Raw genomic sequence first — 19,910 nt, 5'->3', positions numbered from 1 at the left:
AGATATCGTCGTTTATTTGGAACGACGATATGCCGAAAGCGTATCACCCCATGCCAAATAGCACTCACCCCGCCGCCCCTCCCCGCTTGACCACCCCATAGCAAGCGCACATAATCGCCCGCCTTTCCCCATTCACAGAACCATGATTACCCTGCAATACCTGCAAAAAACCTATCGCCATAAAGGCCAGGACATCCACGCCCTGCGCGACGTCAACCTGCACGTCGCCGCAGGCGAAATCTACGGCGTCGTCGGACAAAGCGGCGCCGGAAAAAGCACCCTTATCCGCTGCGTCAACCTGCTCGAACGCCCCGATAGCGGCCGCGTCATCGTTGCCGGCGAAGACCTCACCGCGCTCGATCCCGCCGGACTGCTGCGCGCGCGTCACAAAATCGGCATGATCTTCCAGCACTTCAACCTGCTTTCCAGCCGTACCGTTTATGCCAACATCGCCCTGCCGCTGGAACTCATCGGCGCGGACAAAAAAACCATCGCCGCCAAAGTGCAACCGCTGCTGGCGCTGACCGGTCTTGAAGACAAAGCCGGGCACTACCCCGCGCAACTCTCCGGCGGCCAAAAACAGCGCGTCGCCATCGCCCGTGCGCTTGCCGCCGAGCCGCAAGTGCTGCTTTCGGACGAAGCCACCTCGGCGCTTGACCCGAAAACTACCGAAGACATCCTTAACCTGTTGAAAAACATCAATGAAAAATTGGGGCTGACCATCCTGATGATTACCCACGAAATGGAAGTCGTCAAACAGATCTGCGATAAAGTCGCCCTTATTGACGGCGGACAACTGGTCGAAACCGCCGACGTCAGCACCTTCTTCACCGCGCCTGCCTCGGCGCTTGGCAAACAATTCGTTGCGCAAACCCAGCGCTTCGACCTGCCGGAGGACTACCAGAGGCGCCTCAAAGCGGCTGGCACGCACCCCGTCGTCAAAATCGGCTTCCTCGGCCACCACATCGACGAACCCGTCCTCTCCTCGCTGACCAAACGTTTCGGCGTCAACATCAGCATCATCCAGGCCAAAATCGAACACATCGGCAGCAGCACCCGCCATGGCCTGCTCGTCGCCGAAATCATCGGCGAACCGGGGCAGACCCGCGACGCCCTCGCCTACCTCACCACCCAACCCGTCAGCACGGAAATCCTCGGCTATGTTGAATAACCTCCTCAAACTCTGGCATGCCATCAGCGGATGGTGGGAATCCTTCACCACCTGGCTACACGCCCTCATCGGCGACACCGCCTGGCTCATGCTCGTCAGCGCCTGCGAAACCCTCTACATGACCCTGAGCGCGACCCTCATCGCCGCCATCTTCGGTACCCTGCTCGGTCTCATCCTCTACGCGACGCGACGTGGCCGCTTTCTGGCGAACCCCTACGTCTATTACCCGCTTGGCATCATCGTCAACATTGGCCGCTCCATCCCCTACATCATCCTCGCCTTGTGGATCGTGCCCTTCACCCGCTTCATCGTCGGCGTCTCCATTGGCAACACCGCCGCCATCGTCCCGCTCACCCTCTCCGCCGTCCCTTTCATCGCCCGCATGGTGGAAAACATGCTGAACGAAGTCCCCGGCGGCCTCATCGAAGCAGCGCAGGCCATGGGGGCAAGCCCTACACAAATCATGCGCAAAGTGCTGCTGCCCGAAGCCCTGCCTGGCATCATCAACGCCCTCACCATCACCCTCATCGCCCTCATCGGCTATTCCGCCATTGCCGGCGCCCTCGGCGCGGGCGGGCTCGGTAAAGTCGCCTACGCCTACGGCTACCAGCGCTACCGCCCGGATATCATGCTCTATACCGTCTGCATCATCGTCGTGCTGGTGCAGAACATCCAGTGGCTGGGGGACGCCCTCGCCCGCCGCTTCGATCACCGCTAATCCAAACCTAACCGGAGAAAACCCATGAAAAAACTGACCCTTGCCGCCCTCATCGCCGGCCTTGCCGCCGTCGCCCAAGCTGCCCCCTTCAAAGTCGGCGCGATGACCGGCCCCGAAGGCGAACTCGTGCACATCGCCGCCAAAATCGCCAAAGAAAAACACGGCATGGACGTAGAAGTCATCGAATTCGAAGACTACGTCATGCCGAACGTCGCCCTCTCAGACGGCTCCATTGACGCCAATGCCATCCAGCACAAACCCTACCTCGACGTCATCACCAAAGAGCGCGGCCTTGACCTTGTCGCTGTCGGCAACACCTTCGTTTATCCCGTCGGCGCTTACAGCAAAAAAATCAAAGACATCAAAGAACTCAAAGACGGTGCCAAAATTGCCATCCCGGGCGACCCCACCAACGGCGCACGCGCCCTCATCCTGCTCGACAAACAGGGCCTGCTCAAACTCAAAGACAACACCAACCTCGAAGCAAGCGTGATGGATATCGCTGAAAACCCGCACAACTACAAAATCAGCGAAATCGAAGCCTCACAAGTGCCGAGCGTGCTGCCCGACGTTGACCTCGCCATCATAAACTCCAACTACGGCGTGAACGCGGGCCTCATCCCGAAACGCGATTCCCTCTTCATGGAAGACGCCAATTCACCCTACGTCAACATCATCGTCGTGCGCACCGCTGATAAGGACAAAGACGAAGTCAAAAAATTCGTCGAATCCTACCAAAGCAAAGAAGTCGAAGAGGCCGCCGAAAAATCCTTCAAAGGCGCCGCCGTCAAAGGCTGGTAAAACCCTTTACCACTGCACACAGGCATCCACGAGGATGCCTGTTTTTTGCGGCAACATCCGCCAAGCGGCGCAAACACTGGGTTTGCCAAGCGGCGTAAATACTGGGCCCGCCAAGCGGGATATAGTTAAACATCTAAGAGCGTGTTCATAGTCTTCGTAGCAGGACTCCCAAGAAAGCCAAAGCTACCATTTGCAGACTGGTACTCAACTTACGCTCGCAGTTTTTCCAAAGCCGTCTGTTCTTTTCCAACCAGGAAAAACTGCGCTCGACTACCCATCGCTTTGGCAATACCGCAAAGCGGTGTAATTCGTTTCGTTTGGCAATCTCTACCTCCGCACCAATCAACTCCTGTACTGACGAAGCAAATGCCTTACCCGTGTAACCACCGTCAGCAAGGATTTTTTGTACCGCCCCAAGATTATCCCGCCCACGTTCCAATGCTAGCAGGCAGCCTTTTCTATCCGTAACATCCGCCGTCGTTACCGCAAGCGCATGCGGCAAACCCTGCGTGTCAACCGCTATATGCCGCTTGATACCGCTAACCTTCTTGCCCGCATCGTAGCCTTTTTCCATGGCGGTATCCGTGTTCTTCACACTCTGCGCATCAATAATCAGGAAAGTGGTTGCTTCATGATGCCCCTGCTTGCGGCGCTCCGCAACTACCTGATTTTTTTAATGCTTCCTCAAGGATGCTGATGCCACTCTCGCGTGGCTCAGTCCATCTCTGGAAGTAGGAATGCACGGTGCGCCATTTGGGGAAATCGCCCGGCAAAGCGCGCCAGGAGCAGCCAGTGCGTTGCAGGTAGAGAATGGCACAAAAGACATCGTACAAGTCCACCTGACGTGGCGCTGTGCGTTTACGGGCACTTTCCAGCAGGGGGAGGAGAGGCGCAAATTGCTCGCGACTGATATCGCTTGGGTAGGTTTTTCTGTTCATGCCGATAGTTTACAGCAGAGGCTGAGACAATGAACACGTTCTAAAAAATCGTAACGGCGTTTCGTCGCCTGATCGAGCCCCAAAAAATCGCTACGCGATTTTTATGGGAATCCGCCGTACTACCTGTACTGTCTGCGGCGACGCGCCTTGTTATGCTTTTTTGTCTATTCAACTATAAATACTAATCCCACCAAGCGTGATAAATACTGAGCCCACCAAGCGGGATAAATACTGAGCCCGCCCAGCGGAGATTCAGGTGAATGGTCGCAAGAGCCTCTCTACACTCACTGTTACCGCGCTAATTGGGCATAAAAAAGGCAGACCGCAGTCTGCCTTTCATTTTGCTATCCGCCGTTTATTGTTTTTTCAGGCGGTAATTGGCTTGTTCGTCCGCGTTGCGTTCGCCGGTGGTGCCGTCGTCGTCACGCATTTCCAGGAGGCCGTCGCCAATGAAATAAACGTAGCCGTTGCCCGCTTCGTCGAGGCGCAGCAGGGTTTTGTCTTCGTTCAGGCTGTATTTGCCGCGTACGGTTTCCGGTTTGGCGTCTTTTTCTTCAAGGAACAGCGTGGTCAGTTCGTAGCTGCCGTCATCGTTGATGATGAGGGTGGTATCAATGCCGGGGCAGCTTGCGCAAGGCAGGACGCCTTTGTAAGTGCCGCTGTATGCCACTTGGCTTGCAGCAGGGGCGGCAGCCGGGGTGGCTTCTGCGGGAGCAGCGGCAGGAGCGGAAGCCGCAGGGGTGCTGGCAGCAGCAGGTTTGGCGGGTTCTGCCGCTTTCTTGTCTTCGCAGCCGGTGAGAGCGACGCTGGCGATGGCCAGGGCAAGGGCGAGTTTTTGCATGATTTTTCCTCATGTGTTGTAGGGGGGGCTACTGTATCGGTTTTTTCCCCGCCTGTGGGTGTGTTATGTGAAAAATTACGCCGTTTCCGCTTTATTTTTTGTTCATTTTGCTATTACTATTTTTTTGCGCTTTAACTATGCCAACCCGTTAACTCCGGTAGGCTTCGCACATAACCCCAAAGCCCCCTCACCAGTCGCTTCCCATACTCGCGCTGCTTAATGGGGCACAGACTTCTCTCGGCATGATTAATACGTACCAAGGGACTTGCTATAAAACCCTCAACCTCACAGGAGAACACACCATGCAATTACGCATTACCTTGCTCACCGCTGCCCTGCTCACCAGCGGGGCCAGCTTCGCTGCCACTCAGTACTACGGCGGCATGTACCAATGCAAATCACCGGGATACCTCAACCTTGCCGTCAGCGAGGGTAAACCTGCCAATATTGATCTTCGCTATTACCTTGTTGAAGAAGACAGTTACTACCACCTCAAAGGCGAAGCTGAATGGGGCAAAAACGGCGGTGAATTTCGCGATGGCAGTATCGGGTTACGCGTCAAAGACAACAAAGCCACCTGGTTGGGCTGGGACGGCAAAGTCAATGAAGACTGCACCCCCTTCACCCTCAATGCAAGGAAACCTCCACTGGAAGAAGCGCAAGCCCTGCTGGAACTCCTGAAAACTGCCGGCACCGATGCGACAGGTGTGCGCAGCGTTGCCGAAGCCGAAACTGCCGTGCCACCGGCGGATATGCTGCCCGAACTCGATCGAACCGCCACCAAGCAGGCTATTGATCAGGCGCGCAGCGATTATTGGGCGCGCGCTTTCGCTGACCGTCGGCAAAAAGTCACTACCATGCCCATCACGGGCGACGGTAAAGACTACTTATCTACCGTGCAACCGCTACTTAATGCCGACATGGGACCCAGAGGACTTTTTCGCCGTTACGATAATGCCGCTGCCGCACAAAAATATGAAAACGCCCTTATCGCTTACCGCCTGGCTATAACCGGTCTTGATCCGATGTTGGCCCGCCGTTCTACAAAAGATCTATGCGACCGCCTCAACATGTTCAGCGGGTGGTATGCCAATACCTCCGAACGCCTGCAAATCGCTACGGGCATCCCGTTTGCCTTCTGGACCCGCGACATAGCGCAAGAAACCATTGATCAACTGCGCAATTGCAAGCAGGGTGATGCTGCTGACTGGATTGTAGACAACTTCCCAACGATCACCCAGGCAGCCGACACCTACCAGGCTATCATCCCGAAAATCAAGGAAATGCTCGCCCTGCCGGATGACCACGACACCCTCGTCAAAACCGGCGGCCTGACGCTAGACAAAACGCTGCGCGAACAATACAAATTGGAAAACGACGATATCGACCTGATGAGCGGCGGCGCACTGGGGCAAAAACGCGAAGCCATCAAAAATAAAATCAGCGGTGATATCCCCGCCATTATTGACAAAGCGCTGGCGGAGCAAGAGTACCGCTCGCAATACAAACTCTGCGAAGAACTTTTTGAACAAACCGGTATGCGCGACCTCGTCCAGCAGTGTACGGAAATCGCCCCGGCACACATGGCACAAGCCGCCCTCAACAAAGCCATCGCCAATGCGGACAGCATTAACAGCATTGCCGCTGCCCGCCAAGCGGACTGGCTGCAACTGCCGCGTGTCAATAACGCCTCGGACGAAGCCATCGCCAAAGCAGAAGCCGCGCTCGAACCCGCCCGCGAACGCATCGCCAAACTGATACTGAGCGACATTGACGCCAAAATTGCCGCATCCCCCGACAGCGCCCTCAGCAGCGACGCCTGCCCGGATGCCTACCGTGTCCCAGACACCATCCAGCGTGCCTTCGATAGCTGCGTAGCACGCGTCAGAGCGCACAACAGCGCCGTCGCCGAAGCCAAATGCCAAACGGCTATCGCCGCATCCGGCGCGAAAGACATCGCGGAAAACCGCATCCGCCTTTATTCATGGCGCAAGGGCGGCGAAGTGGAAGTCAGCATCGGCAAACTCATCTGCGACTCGGATATGCCTATTACCATTGGAAAGTCCGGCTGGTTGAGCAGTAGCCGCGAACTCAAAGCCGGTGTGGACGGTGAAGAGATCATCGCCACCATCAAGCCGGACAAAGACGACGTGTGGACCATTACCGCCGTCAAGGGCTGGACACCACCTCAAGATACCCCGGTTTCTATCTGCCTCTGGAACCGCGAAGTCTGCAGCAGGAAATAAAAGATACCAAGGCCCTCCCCCGCTGGCTGCCCACAGACTCAGTGTTTATCCCGCTTGGCGGTCGTCCTCAAAAAAGCCCCGCGATAGCGGGGCTTTGCCGTTTGGATGATGCGGTTAATCGCGTTCGCGGAAGTCGTCGCCGACAAAGATGCGCACCGGATTGCCGCGTTCAATCTGGAAATGGCGGCAGTGTTGTGCGTGTCGCTGCACGGCCTCCCGTTCCGACGCCAGTGCGGCATGGCGCGCATCCAGTTGTTGGTACGCGAGGCGGCGGTTCGCGTGCTGCGAGCGTTCCGCCTGCACTTTGACGCGCAGGCCGCTCACGCTGTCCGTCGCCCACACCGCGCTGCGCGTTTTGTTGACGTGCTGCCCGCCTTTGCCGCCCGCTTTGCAGCTCTGGATGAGGATGTCACCCCGCACAACGGGGGCAGTCTCTGCCAGCGGGTAGATGCCGATGTACCAGTTTTTGCGCGGATGCCTGGGGCGGATGCGGCTTTGCCAGATCCACTGGATGGTACCCTGCCAGCGTGCGGCGAAGGCTGCCACCCCGTCGCCGCTTAACGTGATGACGGCAGACTGGATGCCGTGCCGGCTGCGGCGTTCGTCGTGGATTTCCACATGGATGCCATGCGCGGTGGCTTCGGCGCTGAGACGTTGCAGGGCGAGGGCGGCGGCGCGTTCGCATTCGCCGGGGCCGTGTGCGGCGCTGATTTGCAGTTTCATCCGGCATCCCCCCGCGTTTTGTAGGTGAGGACGGGCGTAAGGCGCAGCACCGGCTCGATAAGGCCGAAGGTGGTGAGGGCCGCGATGGTGTGCTCAATGTTGCGGTAGGCCTGCGGCGCTTCATCGTAGAGCAGGGTTTTGTCGGCGCAGATGATATGGCCGCCGTAGGGGTTGCGCAGCAGTTCTTGCGGACGGTATTTGCCGGACAGGCGCGCTTTGCAGGCGCCGCGCTGCCATTTGCGTCCGGCACCGTGGGCGAGGCTGGCAAGATTGCCCGCATCCCGTCCGGTCGGGCGGACAAGGTAGCTGGCACTGCCACGCGATCCGGCGATGACGACGAGGCCGGCATCCGCTGCTGCCGCACCTTTGCGGTGCAGCCAGCCATCCACGCCGTTCAGGTGCGTGTGTACGAGTTGGTTGTGCGCGGTGTCGCTGACGGGGTGCAGCGTGGCGCCGAGGTTTTGCGCAAGGCGGGCGGCGATGAGGTTGCGGTTCGCTTTGGCGTAAGCAACGGCAGCATCATGCGCGGCGAGATAAGTGGCGGCATCCGGACTTGTGGCAGCAAGCGGCGCATGGCCGTGCTGCTCAATGTGCGCGCGCAGGATAGCGCCGCCATAGCCGCGTGAACCGCTGTGGACGAGGACGCACAAGGCATCCGCGTCGAAATCCGGCGGCAGTTGCGCGGGGGCAAGGACGGCGTCCACGCGCTGGATTTCCGCGAAGTGGTTGCCGCCGCCGATGGTGCCGAGGGCGTGACGGTAGGGATGGTCAGCGGCGATGCCCGTGGCCGCGATATGCGGCAGCCAGTCGTCGCTGAGCGGGGTCTCAAGTTCGCCAATGCGGCGTAGTAGCTTGTCCGCACTGGTCTTGCGCGCGGCAAGGTCGCTCTGCCACAGGCTCATGCCGCAGCCGATATCAGCGCCGATGAGGGCGGGATAGAGGTGACTGTGGCTGTAAAACGCGGCACCAACGGGATAGCCGCGCCCCGGATGCAGGTCAGGCATACCGGCGGCAGCGTCAATGTGATCAAGGGCGGCAGTGCGGTTGAGTTGCAGAATGGCGCTGCCTTCGGGGGTGGTTTTGTGGTCGGCAATGATGACCACGGCTTTTTGATTGCCCATAGGAATCCTGTGATTGTTCGGTGAAAGACGCAATCACAAGCGGGCGGAAGAATAGGAAGCCGCTCAGGCGTTGTGATTGCAAGGGGTGATGTCAGTCGTGCTGGTGCGCATCATGGGAACCTCCTTGCGGTTAAGTAAATCAAGAGAAAACGGGCGCGGATTATAGGGATGCGTGGGCGGGTGAGCAAGGTTTTTGTTGCACTTCAGCAACAGATGGCGGCGATTTTCATGCCAGTAGTTGTAAAAATGAAAAACGTGAGGCGGTTTGGCGGGCCCAGCATTTGCGCTGCTTGACGAGATCAGTATTTACGCCGCTTGATGCTGCCGCACAAAAAAACCGCCCGTTATGGGCGGTTTTTGTTCTGGTTACAAAGCAACCGGTCACGCCATTTGCGCAGGCGGGACTATTGCGCCAAGTGGTCGCGGGTAGCGGCAAAGCCGATGTCGGGATGGCGTTCTTGCGTGAGTTGCAGGTTGACGCGGCTGGGCGCGACGTACACCAGTTGCCCATAGTGGTCATGCGCGAGGTTCGCCTGGTTTTTGTCGGTAAAGGCTTTCAGCGCTTTGTCATCCGGCGCTTCTACCCAGCGCGCGGTGGCAACGTTCACCCCCTCAAACTGGCACTCGACGTTGTATTCGGTTTTCAGGCGTTCTTTGACAACATCGAATTGCAGCACGCCGACGGCGCCGAGGATGAGATCGTTGCTAATCAGCGGCTTGAAAAACTGGGTCGCCCCTTCTTCGCAGAGTTGTTCCAGCCCTTTCAGGAGCGCTTTCATTTTCAGCGGGTCTTTCAGGCGGACACGGCGGAAGAGTTCCGGCGCGAAGTTGGGGATGCCGGTGAATTGCAGCTCTTCGCCTTCGGTGAAGGTATCGCCAATGCGGATGGTGCCGTGGTTGTGGATGCCGATGATGTCGCCGGCGACGGCACTGCTGATATGTTCACGTTCGGCGGCGAGGAAGGTAAGTGCGTCGGGGATTTTGATGTCGCGGGCGAGGCGCACCTGGCGTAGTTTCATGCCAGGGGTGAAGGTGCCGGAATTGATGCGCATGAAGGCGATGCGGTCGCGGTGTTTCGGGTCCATGTTCGCCTGGATTTTGAAGACGAAGCCGCTGAATTTGTCTTCCTGCGGGGCAACGGCGCGCACTGTGGTCTGGCGCGCGCGTGGTGCGGGAGCGTATTCGGCAAAGCCGTTCAGCATTTCGCGCACACCGAAGTTGCCAATCGCCGAACCGAAGTACACTGGCGTTAATTCGCCGCGCAGGTAGGCATCATGATCAAAGGGATTACCCGCTTCGCGTAGCAGCTCTATTTCGTCACGGAAGGCAGCGATGGTGTCGGGCAGGAGTTCGTCCAGGCGCGGGTTATCGAGGCCCTGCACTTCTTCGCCGTTATTAACCAACGCACCTTTGCCCGCCTCATAGAAATAGACTTTGTCTTCGAGCAGGTGATAGACGCCGCGCAGGGAGCGCCCCATGCCAATCGGCCAGGTGACGGGTGCGCAGCGGATTTTCAGCACGTCTTCGACTTCATCCAGCAAGCTCATCGGCTCACGCCCTTCGCGGTCGAGTTTGTTGATGAAGGTGAAAATGGGGGTGTCGCGCAGGCGGCAGACTTCCATCAGCTTGATGGTGCGTTCTTCGACGCCCTTGGCACAGTCAATGACCATCAGCGCCGAGTCCACGGCGGTAAGGGTACGGTAGGTATCTTCGGAAAAGTCTTCGTGGCCGGGGGTATCGAGCAGGTTGATGACGCGACCGTTATAGGGGAACTGCATCACCGAGCTGGTCACGGAGATACCGCGCTCCTGTTCCATTTTCATCCAGTCAGAGGTGGCATGGCGCGCTGCCTTGCGCCCCTTGACCGTACCAGCGAGCGCAATGGCGCCGCCAAAGAGCAGCAGTTTTTCGGTGAGGGTGGTTTTCCCCGCGTCGGGGTGGGAAATGATGGCAAAGGTGCGGCGGTCGCGATAGTCGTTAGAGAGGATGTCGCTCATAGTTTTTCGGCTGGTTGAAAGAGAAACCGCGCACGGGGCGCGGCGGAAACGAGTTTAGTATAAGCGTTGTAATGGTTTGGTGTGAGGCAATAGTGGCTTCAAATAGGAAGGAGACAAGGCGGCATGCCGAAAACAGGATGTGTAAATACGGCAAGACGCGCCAACACGGTATCGTTTCTATTTGAAGCTACTATAAAAAGTGCCGGGGAAACCCCGGCACTTTTTTGACACGACAGTGTCTTACATGGTTTGCGTGAAGGTACGGGTAATGACGTCCATTTGCTGCTCTTTGGTGAGCGAGTTGAAGCGGACGGCATAGCCGGAAACGCGGATGGTCAACTGCGGGTAGAGTTCCGGATCGTTCATCGCTTCAATCAGCATTTCGCGGTTGAGGACGTTGACGTTCAGGTGCTGGCCACCTTCGATTTCGTTGTCGTGGTGGAAGTAGCCATCCATCAAGCCGGCAAGGTTAGCCTGACGCGTGGTGTCGTCTTTGCCGAGAGCGCCCGGAATGATAGAGAAGGTATAGGAGATACCGTCTTTGGCGTAGGCAAACGGCAGTTTGGCGACCGAGGTCAGGGAAGCAACCGCACCGTTCACATCACGACCGTGCATCGGGTTGGCACCCGGGCCAAACGGTGCACCTGCGCGACGGCCATCCGGGGTGTTACCGGTTTTCTTGCCGTACACGACGTTGGAAGTGATGGTGAGTACTGACTGAGTCGGGGTAGCACCACGATACATCGGGTGGCTGGCGACTTTCTTCATGAAGCGTTCGACGAGGTCGCAAGCGATGCTATCTACGCGTTCGTCGTTGTTGCCGAATTGCGGGTATTCGCCTTCGATTTCGAAGTCAACGGCGATGCCGTTTTCGTCACGCACCGGACGCACTTTGGCGTATTTGATGGCGGAGAGTGAGTCGGCGGCAACAGAAAGTCCGGCGATACCGCAAGCCATGGTGCGGTAAACGTCGCGATCATGCAGAGCCATCAACGCGGCTTCGTAGCTGTATTTGTCGTGCATGTAGTGGATGCAGTTCAGCGCCGTGACGTATTGGGTAGCCAGCCAATCCATGAAGTTGTCCATGCGGGTGATGACGGTGTCGTAGTTGAGCACTTCATCGGTGAGCGGGGCAACTTTCGGGCCGACTTGTTCTTTGGATTTTTCGTCAACGCCACCGTTGATTGCATAGAGCAGGGTTTTGGCGAGGTTGGCGCGGGCACCGAAGAACTGCATTTGTTTGCCGACCACCATCGGGCTGACGCAGCAGGCGATAGCGTAATCGTCGCTGTTGAAGTCCGGACGCATCAGATCGTCGTTTTCGTACTGCACGGAAGAGGTATCGATAGAGACTTTCGCACAGAAGTGTTTGAAGCCGATCGGCAGTTGTTCGGACCAGAGGATAGTCATGTTCGGTTCCGGCGACGGTCCCATGTTGTAGAGGGTGTGCAGGAAGCGGAAGCTGTTCTTGGTGACGAGCGTACGACCGTCCAGACCCATACCACCGATGGATTCGGTAGCCCAAATCGGGTCGCCGGAGAAAAGTTGGTCGTATTCCGGGGTACGCAGGAAGCGAACCATGCGCAGTTTCATGACGAGGTGGTCAATCATTTCCTGCGCTTCGCTTTCGGTGATGACGCCGTTTTTCAGGTCGCGTTCAATATAGATATCAAGGAAGGTGGAAACGCGGCCAAAGCTCATGGCGGCGCCGTTTTGGGATTTGACAGCAGCGAGGTAGCCGAAGTAAGTCCACTGTACCGCTTCTTTGGCGTTGGTGGCCGGGCCGGAAATGTCGTAACCATAAGCAGCGGCCATTTCTTTCATTTGACCGAGGGCACGGTGCTGTTCGGCAATTTCTTCACGACGGCGGATGGTTTCTTCCAAGTCTTTGCCTGCTTCGAGGTCAGCCTGGAAGGAGTTGAATTGTTTGACTTTGTCAGCCATCAGGAAGTCGATACCGTAAAGGGCGACGCGGCGGTAGTCACCAATGATGCGGCCACGACCATAAGCGTCCGGCAGACCGGTCAGAACACCGGATTTGCGGCAACGACGGATGTCCGGGGTATACACGTCGAACACACCCTGGTTGTGGGTTTTGCGGTATTCGGTGAAGGCTTTTTTCACTTGCTCGTTGAGCGGGGTGTCATAGATTTTGCAGGAATCCATGACCATCTTGATGCCGCCGTAGGGCATGATGGCGCGTTTCAGCGGCTCATCGGTTTGCAGGCCGACAACGACTTCAAGGTTTTTGTCGATATAGCCAGGTGCATGGCTGTTGATGCCGGAAACGATATCAGCGTCGATTTTCAGCGGGGCTTTGGTGCGGTTTTCTTCTTTCACACCTTCCATCACGCTGTCCCACAGTTTGGTGGTAGCGGGGGTGGCAGGGGCGAGGAAGCTACCGTCACCTTCATACGGGGTGTAGTTCTTCTGAATGAAGTCGCGTACGTTAACGCTGTTTTCCCAATCCCCAGCGATGAAGTTAGCCCAAGCAGCAGGGCGATTTTCTGTTTTGGTTAGCATGATTACTCCTATGTGCATGAAAAATGAAGCTGTTACCTGCGGCTGCGAATGCTATGGCAACCGCCTTCTGACTACGGATATTATATTTTTTTTATAAATTTATAGCAAATTGATTTATTTTTTACTTATTGGCCAACACAATGATTTAATAAAATCTTCCTTTATTACAATATGATGCGATTATATAAATTATTAGAAACTAATTGCCGAATTCCGATGCTTTTAATTATGCAAAACAAAGCCCCCATTCAGGGGGCTTTGTGCGGATAGCGCCTATCAGCTTTTGAGGTAGTTGATGATGGCGGTGGTGGAAGGATCGTGTTCGCCGGTTTTGCCCGCGAGGCTCGCTTCGGTACCTTTTGCCAGCACTTTGCCGAGTTCGACGCCCCATTGGTCGTAGGCGTTAACGTCGTAGAGAATGGCCTGCACGGTCACTTTGTGTTCGTACAGAGCGATAAACGCGCCAAGTTTCGCCGGGGTCAGCTCGTCCAGGATGATGGTGGTGCTGGGGCGGTTGCCCGGGCAGGTGCGCTGGTAGCGCTCGTTTTCAGGGATGTTTTGCAGGTCGCTGTCGTCACGGCCACGCATCAAGGCTTCAGCCTGCGCGGTGCAGTGGCCGTGGATGATGCGCTGTGCGTCTTCGTACCCTTTCGGCGGGGTTTTGACGGTAACGAAGTCAATCGGGATATTGCGCTGCCCTTGGTGGATGAGCTGGAAGAAGGCGTGCTGTGCTTCGGTGCCGGTACCGCCCCAGACAATGATGCCGCTCGGTTTGGTCAGCGGTTTGCCTTCGCGGTTGGCGCGTTTGCCAAGGCTTTCCATATCAAGCTGTTGCAGGTATTGCGGGAAGGGTTCCATCGGGTTGCAATAGGTGATGACAGCGCGGTTGTTCCAGTTGTAGTAGTGGTTGTACCACGCTTCAAGCGTCGCCAGCCACACCGGCATGTTTGCCATCAGCGGCGCGGTCTGGAAGTGTTTGTCCATTTCGTGCGCGCCGGCGAGCAGGTCTTCGTAGGCTTCGTAACCGTTTTGCAGGATGAACGGCAGGCTGATGGCTGACCACAGCGAGAAGCGCCCGCCAACCCAATCCCAGAAAGGCAGGACGCGTTCGGCGGCAATGCCGAAGGCGGCGGCTTTTTCGACGTTGGCCGAGAGGGCAATCATTTGTTCGTCCGCTTTCACTCCGCCTGCCGCGCGTAACCATTCGCGCATGTAGCCAGCGTTGGAGAGGGTTTCTTCGGTGCCGAAGCTCTTGGATGCGGCAATCAGCAGGGTGGTGGCCGGGTTGAGACGGCGCTTGAGTTCGCTGATTTTGACGGGATCAGGGGTCGCGAGGAAGTGAACGCGAATGCGATCGTCAGCGAGGTGTTTAAAGGCGGTGCAGAGCAGGCGCGGGCCGAGTTCGGAGCCGCCGATGCCAATATGGATGACGTCGGTAATCGCCTGGCCGTCAAAACCTTTCCATTCGCCGCTGCGCACGCGTTCGGCGATGTTTTTCATGCGCGCCCGCACGTCACGGATATGTGGGCTGACGTCTTCGCCGTTGACGACGAAGGGCTGATCGGCAGGTGCGCGCAGACGGTGGTGCAGCGCCGGGCGGTGTTCGCCGGTATTGACGTTGTCGCCCCGAGTGATGGCAGCGATACCTTCAGCGACGCCCGCGCTATCCACCCATTGTTGCCACAGCGCCTTGGTTTGCGCGTTGATGTGGTTTTTGGAGAGGTCAAGATAAATACCGGCGTGGTGTAGCGTCCATTCCTGCACACGACCCGGCTCGGCGGCGAACCATTCGCTCAGGGTTTTGCTTTGGATGGTATCTTTGTGGGACTTCAGTTTTTCATGCAATGTGCTCATTGTCGTCATGTCCTTTTACCTTAAACGATGTTGTCGGGTTGAGTGCGTTGGCAATAGTGTTCGAGATTCATCATGCCTTGCGCCATAGTAGCGAGTGTCGAGGTGGTACCAGCGAGTGCGGGCGGGGTATCTACGTCTGACTGCCAATATTCAACATACATGCGCAGGGTGGTGCCACGGCTGTCGGTGCCGGAGAGACGGCAGATGATGCGCGCCTGCTCGCCGAACTGGATTTGCAAGCCCTGACCGGGGCTGGTTTCGCCGTTGGTCGGATCCACATAATTGAACTGCTGCGCATCGGTGATCAGCAGCCCGCTTACTGTTTGCCCACGCAGTTTTTCCAGCTGGATTTCAAATTGTTTCAGCATTTCATCGGCAGTGGCCTTGTCGAGCGCGGTGTAATCGAAGCGGTTGAAAATGTGGCGGCCATATTTCTTCCAGTGCGCCTCGATGATGTCATCCGGCGTTTTGCCCGTAGCGGCTTGCAGGTTAAGCCAGCACAGCACCGCCCAGATGCCGTCCTTCTCGCGGATATGGTTGCCGCCGGTGCCGAAACTTTCCTCGCCACAGAGGTGAATCAGGTCGGCATCCAGCAAGTTGGCGAAATACTTCCAGCCGGTCGGCGTTTCATAATAGTTCAGCCCACGCGCGGTGCAGACTGCATCTACGGCGCGGCTGGTCGGCATCGTCCGCCCTACGCCTTTTAGTGTGCGCAGGCAGGGGATGAATTGATGATTATCGGCAATCACCGCGAGGCTGTCGCAAGGATTCACAAAATGCTTACGCCCGGTAATCAAGTTGCGATCGCCGTCGCCATCGCTGGCTGCGCCCATCACCACTTCCGGATTGGCCGCAATCGCCGCTTTTAATTCATCAATATGCGCGGGTGAGGGGTCGGGATGACCACCGCCGAAATCGGGCAGAGGCTTGGTATTCAGCAAAAATTGCTGCGGCAGGCCGAGGCGTTTGCTGAAAACCTCAATCGCATACGGGCCAGTCGCGGCGTGCATCGCGTCAAACACAAACGGATGCTTGGCAATGTGAGCCTTGATGGCGGGAAAATCGAAGAGCGATTCCATCAGGTCGGCATAATCGGCAGTGCTGCTGATGACGCGGATTTCCGTGTCGCCCAAGCGGTAACTGCCCGGTGTAGCTAAAGACGGTAATTCGACATCAGCGATGGTGTATTCCGTGAGCGACTTGGAGACGGCGAAGGCCGCTTCCGTGGCATGTTCCGGCGCGGGTTGCCCGGCAGCGAGATTGAACTTGATGCCGAAATCGCCGTCCTTGCCGCCCGGGTTGTGGCTGGCAGACAAAATAATGCCGAAATCGGCGTGATAGTGACGGATGACGTGCGAGGCAGCAGGCGTGGACAGGAGACCGTTCTCACCGACCAGCACCAGCTTCGCACCTTGTGCTACCGCCATTTTCAGCACGATGGCGGCAGCTTCCGCGCCGTAATAGCGCCCATCGCCGCCCAGCACTATCGTCTTGCCGGCGACACCGCCGAGCGAAGTAAAAATGGACTGGATGAAACTTTCGGTGTAATGCGGCTGCTGATAATGCGGCACGGTCTTGCGCAGACCAGAAGTCCCGGGACGTTGGTCATCGAACGTTGCGAATTTAATCGTCTTGATATTCATGGAATTACCTCTTGGGTGGCGGGAAAACTAACGGTATTTTAACGCAATATCGTGGATTTAGTATTAACACACGGGGTTTTGTGTGAAAAAGAGGTGAGGTTCACAATCATGCCGGCAGTACGGAGAAGCAACAAGGCGGGCTCACAGCCCGCCTTGTTGCCTACAAAATTGTCGCCGCTATTGTCTTTGAGCGCCGAAGGCTCCGATATAGCCATCATCAAGGCTCGCTTTTTGGTAAGTCCCCGCAATTTCAGAAGCATCTTTACCGAAAAAAGCGCCTTCGAAGCTGAGGAGGCCATCGCTTTTATCTGCGTCCTTCCCGAAGCCGGAGAAAGTATTGCCTATGAGCATTGAACCAATTGTGATTTCCCGCCGCCCGACGTTGATGCGGCCGGACAGTCTCCTATCCTGAAAATTCGCATCGAAAGTCGAGGTTCCTTCTTCGATGCCATCTCTATCCGAATATTGCACAGCGAGGCCTTTGTAATGCGCGCTGCCTTGTAAGGGCGTAACCCCATCAAGCATCATGCCGAAAAAGGAAGCTGAAGAGGTGAGATCGGCGCGGGCACCTTGATAGAAGGTTCGGTATTTGTTGTCGTAGCTGGTCGTATCAATCAGCCCGTAGCTGGCTTTGCTCAGGTTGTTACCGATAATTCTTTTGTAGGGGCCGTCAGTCAGGGTGAGCAGACGGTTTTTGTCCGCGCCCTGCACTTTGCCCGGCGGAAGGATGGTAATTTTTGGCTTGCCCGCGCCGAGGTCAAGGACGTTGAAATCGAAGCTCTCGTAGGATTTTTTGTCGTCGTTGCGTGCGGTACCGGACGACAGGGTTTGCTTGGTCGGCGTGTTGCCGCTGCTGTTCAGCGAGGTGGGGCGCGGGTCGGCGGTCACGCCGCTGTCATTATCCCCTCCGCCGCAGGCGGTGAGCAGGCTCAGGGTGATGGCGGCAGTAAGCAAATTGCGGTGTTGCATGTGTGTTTCCTCTTGTGGCTGATGTGAAAAGCGGTGCCGAAGCACCGCTCTATTTATACATGCTTTATCAGGCGTATTTTTTGCGCAGGATTTTCGCCGCTTCGACCATGTTGGCGAGTGCCGCTTTGGTTTCCGGCCAGGCGCGGGTTTTCAGGCCGCAGTCCGGGTTGACCCAGAGGCGTTCTTTCGGGATGCGGGCGATGGCTTTGTCCATCAGATCCACCATGCTTTCGACGCTGGGCACGTTCGGCGAGTGGATGTCGTACACGCCGGGGCCGATTTCGTTCGGGTAGTTGAAGTCGTCGAAGGCTTTGAGCAGCTCCATGTCGGAACGCGAGGTTTCGATGGTGATGACGTCGGCATCCAGGTCGGCGATGGACTGGATGATGTCATTGAATTCGCTGTAACACATGTGAGTGTGGATTTGGGTTTCATCCGCCACGCCGTTGGCGCAGACGCGGAAGGCGAAGACGGTCCAGTCCAGATAAGCTTGCCATTGGTCTTTTTTCAGCGGCAGGCCTTCACGCAGCGCAGGTTCGTCAATCTGGATGACGCCAAGGCCGGCTTTTTCGAGGTCGAGTACTTCGTCGCGGATAGCGAGCGCGATTTGCAGGCAGGTTTCGGAACGCGGCTGGTCGTCACGGACGAAAGACCAGTTGAGGATAGTGACCGGACCGGTGAGCATGGCTTTCATCGGGCGCTTGGTCAGCGATTGCGCGTATTGTGACCAGAAGACGGTCATCGGTTTCGGACGCGAGATGTCGCCGTAGATAACCGGCGGTTTGACGCAGCGTGAGCCGAAGGATTGGACCCAAGCGAAACGGGTGAAGATGTAGCCGTCAAGCTGTTCGCCGAAGTATTCGACCATGTCGTTACGTTCGGCTTCGCCGTGGACGAGGACGTCGATATCCAGTTCTTCCTGGATTTTCACGCACTGACGGATGTCGGCCTGCATGTCTTCGATGTATTGAGCTTCGCTGATGGCGCCTTTACGGAAGTCGCTGCGCGATTTGCGGATTTCGGCAGTCTGCGGGAAGGAACCGATGGTGGTGGTCGGGAAGAGCGGCTGCTGAATGGCGGCGTGCTGTTTCGGCGCGCGTGTGGCGTAGGGCGATTGACGGTTGCCCATATCTGGGGTGACGGCTTTGACGCGTGCTTTCACGGTTTCGCTGTGGACGCGGGTAGAGGCGCGACGGGCAGCCAGCGCGGCGGCATTGGCATCCAGTTCGGCTTTGACGCTGTCGCGGCCACCGTCGAGTGCTTTTTTCAGCACACGCAGTTCGTCGAGTTTTTGCAGGGCGAACGCCAGCCAGTTTTTGATTTCGCTATCCAGCGTATCTTCCTGGGCGAGGTCAACCGGCACGTGCAGAAGCGAGCTGCTCGGTGCCAGCCAGAGACGGTCGCCAAGACGGTCACGGATCGGTTCAAGGGTGCCGAGCAGGCGGTTGAGGTCGGCCTTCCAGATGTTGCGGCCATCGACCACGCCAAGCGAGATGACTTTGGTCGCTGGCAGCAGGTCCACAAGTTTGTTGATTTCGCCAGCAGCGTTGATGGTGTCGAGGTGGACGCCATCTACGGGCAGGTCGTGCAAGAGGTTGAGGTTGTCGCCGAAATCGCCGAAATAAGTGGTGAGCAGGATTTTCGGCACGGTGCGGTTCAGCTCGTGATAAGCGGTCTTGACCGCGTGACGCCAATCCTGATCCAGGGTGGTGACCAGCGCGGGTTCATCCACCTGCACCCATTCCGCACCCGCTTGCGCCAGTTCGTTCAGCAGTTGCTTATAGACGGGCAGCAGGCGTTCGAGCAGGTCGAGGCGGTTCGAATCATCCTTGCTCTTGCCGAGCCAGAGGTAAGTGACGGGGCCGACGATGACGGGTTTGACGCCTTTCACGCCGAGTGCTTGCGCTTCCTTAATCTGATCCAGCAGACGCTGCGGGTTGAGCTTGAACTGGGTGTCCTTGTCGAATTCGGGAACGATGTAGTGATAGTTGCTGTTGAACCACTTGGTCATCTCGCCGGCGGCCACACCAGCGCCCTTGTCGATGGGGCTGCGGCCGCGCGCGGTACGGAAGAACGCATCCAACTCGTCGCCACCGCCTTCATAAGCGCGTTTCGGCAGATTGCCGAGGGTGACGCTCATGTCGAGGATGTGGTCATACAGGGTGAAATCGCCGACCGGCACATGGTCAAAACCGGCCTGATTCTGCCAGTGGCGCGCGCGCAGGGCTTTTGCCACCTCTTGCAATTCAGCAGCGGTGCTTTCGCCTTTCCAGTAGGCTTCGAGGGCAAATTTCAGTTCGCGTTTGGCGCCGATGCGCGGGAAACCAAGGTTGTGGATGGTTGTCATACATTCTCCGAGAGTTTT

14 protein-coding genes are annotated in these 19,910 nt (G+C 57.1%); 4 read left to right on the top strand and 10 right to left on the bottom strand.

Annotation, left to right across the window (positions count from 1 at the left end):
* Positions 1 to 142: 142 nt before the first annotated feature.
* The 3 genes from LG374_RS10295 to LG374_RS10285 are packed head-to-tail and all read left to right on the top strand — an operon-like array spanning position 143 to position 2,690.
* The gene (locus LG374_RS10295) at positions 143 to 1,171 is read left to right on the top strand and encodes a methionine ABC transporter ATP-binding protein (protein ID WP_225757607.1); all 1,029 of its coding nucleotides are present in this window, start codon (positions 143 to 145) and stop codon (positions 1,169 to 1,171) included.
* Complete coding sequence (locus LG374_RS10290) at positions 1,161 to 1,889, top strand: methionine ABC transporter permease (protein WP_225757606.1); 729 nt, start codon at positions 1,161 to 1,163, stop codon at positions 1,887 to 1,889. The genes LG374_RS10295 and LG374_RS10290 overlap by 11 nt, the downstream gene beginning before the upstream one ends.
* Before the next feature lie 24 nt (positions 1,890 to 1,913).
* Entirely contained in the window at positions 1,914 to 2,690 is a 777-nt protein-coding gene (locus LG374_RS10285; RefSeq protein ID WP_225757605.1) for a MetQ/NlpA family ABC transporter substrate-binding protein, read from the top strand.
* Between the two features lie 145 nt (positions 2,691 to 2,835).
* Here LG374_RS10285 and LG374_RS10280 read toward each other — a convergent pair.
* Both LG374_RS10280 and LG374_RS10275 read right to left on the bottom strand, forming a co-directional pair.
* Positions 2,836 to 3,628 (bottom strand): IS5 family transposase gene (locus LG374_RS10280; RefSeq protein WP_225756001.1). Its coding sequence is split into 2 segments (ribosomal slippage): positions 2,836 to 3,363 and positions 3,365 to 3,628, totalling 792 coding nucleotides; the frame shifts between segments, so codons are not numbered across the junction.
* Positions 3,629 to 3,983: 355 nt separating this feature from the next.
* Positions 3,984 to 4,469 carry a copper resistance protein NlpE gene (locus LG374_RS10275; protein WP_225757604.1) on the bottom strand — a complete coding sequence of 162 codons (486 nt, stop codon included), beginning with the start codon at positions 4,467 to 4,469 and terminating at the stop codon, positions 3,984 to 3,986.
* A gap of 302 nt (positions 4,470 to 4,771) precedes the next feature.
* Here LG374_RS10275 and LG374_RS10270 point away from each other — a divergent pair, with 302 nt between their 5' ends.
* Positions 4,772 to 6,715 carry a hypothetical protein gene (locus LG374_RS10270; RefSeq protein WP_225757603.1) on the top strand — a complete coding sequence of 648 codons (1,944 nt, stop codon included), beginning with the start codon at positions 4,772 to 4,774 and terminating at the stop codon, positions 6,713 to 6,715.
* A 114-nt stretch (positions 6,716 to 6,829) separates the two neighbouring features.
* Here the strand turns inward: LG374_RS10270 and prfH are convergent, their stop codons facing one another.
* The 8 genes from prfH to metE form a co-directional block, all read right to left on the bottom strand.
* Positions 6,830 to 7,438, bottom strand: a complete 609-nt coding sequence (prfH, locus tag LG374_RS10265; RefSeq protein ID WP_225757602.1) for a peptide chain release factor H — start codon at positions 7,436 to 7,438, stop codon at positions 6,830 to 6,832.
* On the bottom strand, positions 7,435 to 8,559 hold the full coding sequence (locus LG374_RS10260) for an RNA ligase RtcB family protein (protein ID WP_225757601.1): 1,125 nt from the start codon (positions 8,557 to 8,559) through the stop codon (positions 7,435 to 7,437). Before LG374_RS10260 ends, prfH begins: the two co-directional genes overlap by 4 nt.
* A gap of 404 nt (positions 8,560 to 8,963) precedes the next feature.
* Positions 8,964 to 10,556, bottom strand: coding sequence for a peptide chain release factor 3 (locus LG374_RS10255; protein ID WP_225757600.1), 1,593 nt, complete (start codon positions 10,554 to 10,556; stop codon positions 8,964 to 8,966).
* A 240-nt stretch (positions 10,557 to 10,796) separates the two neighbouring features.
* Positions 10,797 to 13,079, bottom strand: coding sequence for a formate C-acetyltransferase (gene pflB / locus LG374_RS10250; protein WP_225757599.1), 2,283 nt, complete (start codon positions 13,077 to 13,079; stop codon positions 10,797 to 10,799).
* A 276-nt stretch (positions 13,080 to 13,355) separates the two neighbouring features.
* Positions 13,356 to 14,933 carry a glucose-6-phosphate isomerase gene (pgi, locus tag LG374_RS10245; protein ID WP_225757598.1) on the bottom strand — a complete coding sequence of 526 codons (1,578 nt, stop codon included), beginning with the start codon at positions 14,931 to 14,933 and terminating at the stop codon, positions 13,356 to 13,358.
* A 20-nt stretch (positions 14,934 to 14,953) separates the two neighbouring features.
* Complete coding sequence (locus LG374_RS10240) at positions 14,954 to 16,576, bottom strand: alpha-D-glucose phosphate-specific phosphoglucomutase (RefSeq protein ID WP_225757597.1); 1,623 nt, start codon at positions 16,574 to 16,576, stop codon at positions 14,954 to 14,956.
* 177 nt (positions 16,577 to 16,753) lie between these two features.
* Positions 16,754 to 17,545, bottom strand: coding sequence for a transferrin-binding protein-like solute binding protein (locus LG374_RS10235; RefSeq protein ID WP_225757596.1), 792 nt, complete (start codon positions 17,543 to 17,545; stop codon positions 16,754 to 16,756).
* A 67-nt stretch (positions 17,546 to 17,612) separates the two neighbouring features.
* Positions 17,613 to 19,892 (bottom strand): 5-methyltetrahydropteroyltriglutamate--homocysteine S-methyltransferase, encoded by a 2,280-nt coding sequence (metE, locus tag LG374_RS10230; protein WP_225757595.1) that lies wholly within the window; start codon positions 19,890 to 19,892, stop codon positions 17,613 to 17,615.
* Positions 19,893 to 19,910: the final 18 nt, after the last annotated feature.

The organism is Cardiobacterium sp. Marseille-Q4385, from assembly GCF_916618745.1.
Lineage (GTDB): Bacteria > Pseudomonadota > Gammaproteobacteria > Cardiobacteriales > Cardiobacteriaceae > Cardiobacterium.
The sequence above is the reverse complement of the archived record's forward strand: the minus strand, read 5'-3'. Positions and strand labels throughout refer to the sequence as shown.

Coding starts and splice junctions, on each gene's coding strand:
- LG374_RS10260 (WP_225757601.1), bottom strand. CDS start 8,559: ATGGGCAATCAAAAAGCCGTGGTCATCATTGCCGACCACAAAACCACC.
- pflB (WP_225757599.1), bottom strand. CDS start 13,079: ATGCTAACCAAAACAGAAAATCGCCCTGCTGCTTGGGCTAACTTCATC.
- prfH (WP_225757602.1), bottom strand. CDS start 7,438: ATGAAACTGCAAATCAGCGCCGCACACGGCCCCGGCGAATGCGAACGC.
- LG374_RS10290 (WP_225757606.1), top strand. CDS start 1,161: ATGTTGAATAACCTCCTCAAACTCTGGCATGCCATCAGCGGATGGTGG.
- LG374_RS10295 (WP_225757607.1), top strand. CDS start 143: ATGATTACCCTGCAATACCTGCAAAAAACCTATCGCCATAAAGGCCAG.
- LG374_RS10275 (WP_225757604.1), bottom strand. CDS start 4,469: ATGCAAAAACTCGCCCTTGCCCTGGCCATCGCCAGCGTCGCTCTCACC.
- LG374_RS10270 (WP_225757603.1), top strand. CDS start 4,772: ATGCAATTACGCATTACCTTGCTCACCGCTGCCCTGCTCACCAGCGGG.
- LG374_RS10255 (WP_225757600.1), bottom strand. CDS start 10,556: ATGAGCGACATCCTCTCTAACGACTATCGCGACCGCCGCACCTTTGCC.
- pgi (WP_225757598.1), bottom strand. CDS start 14,933: ATGAGCACATTGCATGAAAAACTGAAGTCCCACAAAGATACCATCCAA.
- LG374_RS10235 (WP_225757596.1), bottom strand. CDS start 17,545: ATGCAACACCGCAATTTGCTTACTGCCGCCATCACCCTGAGCCTGCTC.
- metE (WP_225757595.1), bottom strand. CDS start 19,892: ATGACAACCATCCACAACCTTGGTTTCCCGCGCATCGGCGCCAAACGC.
- LG374_RS10285 (WP_225757605.1), top strand. CDS start 1,914: ATGAAAAAACTGACCCTTGCCGCCCTCATCGCCGGCCTTGCCGCCGTC.
- LG374_RS10240 (WP_225757597.1), bottom strand. CDS start 16,576: ATGAATATCAAGACGATTAAATTCGCAACGTTCGATGACCAACGTCCC.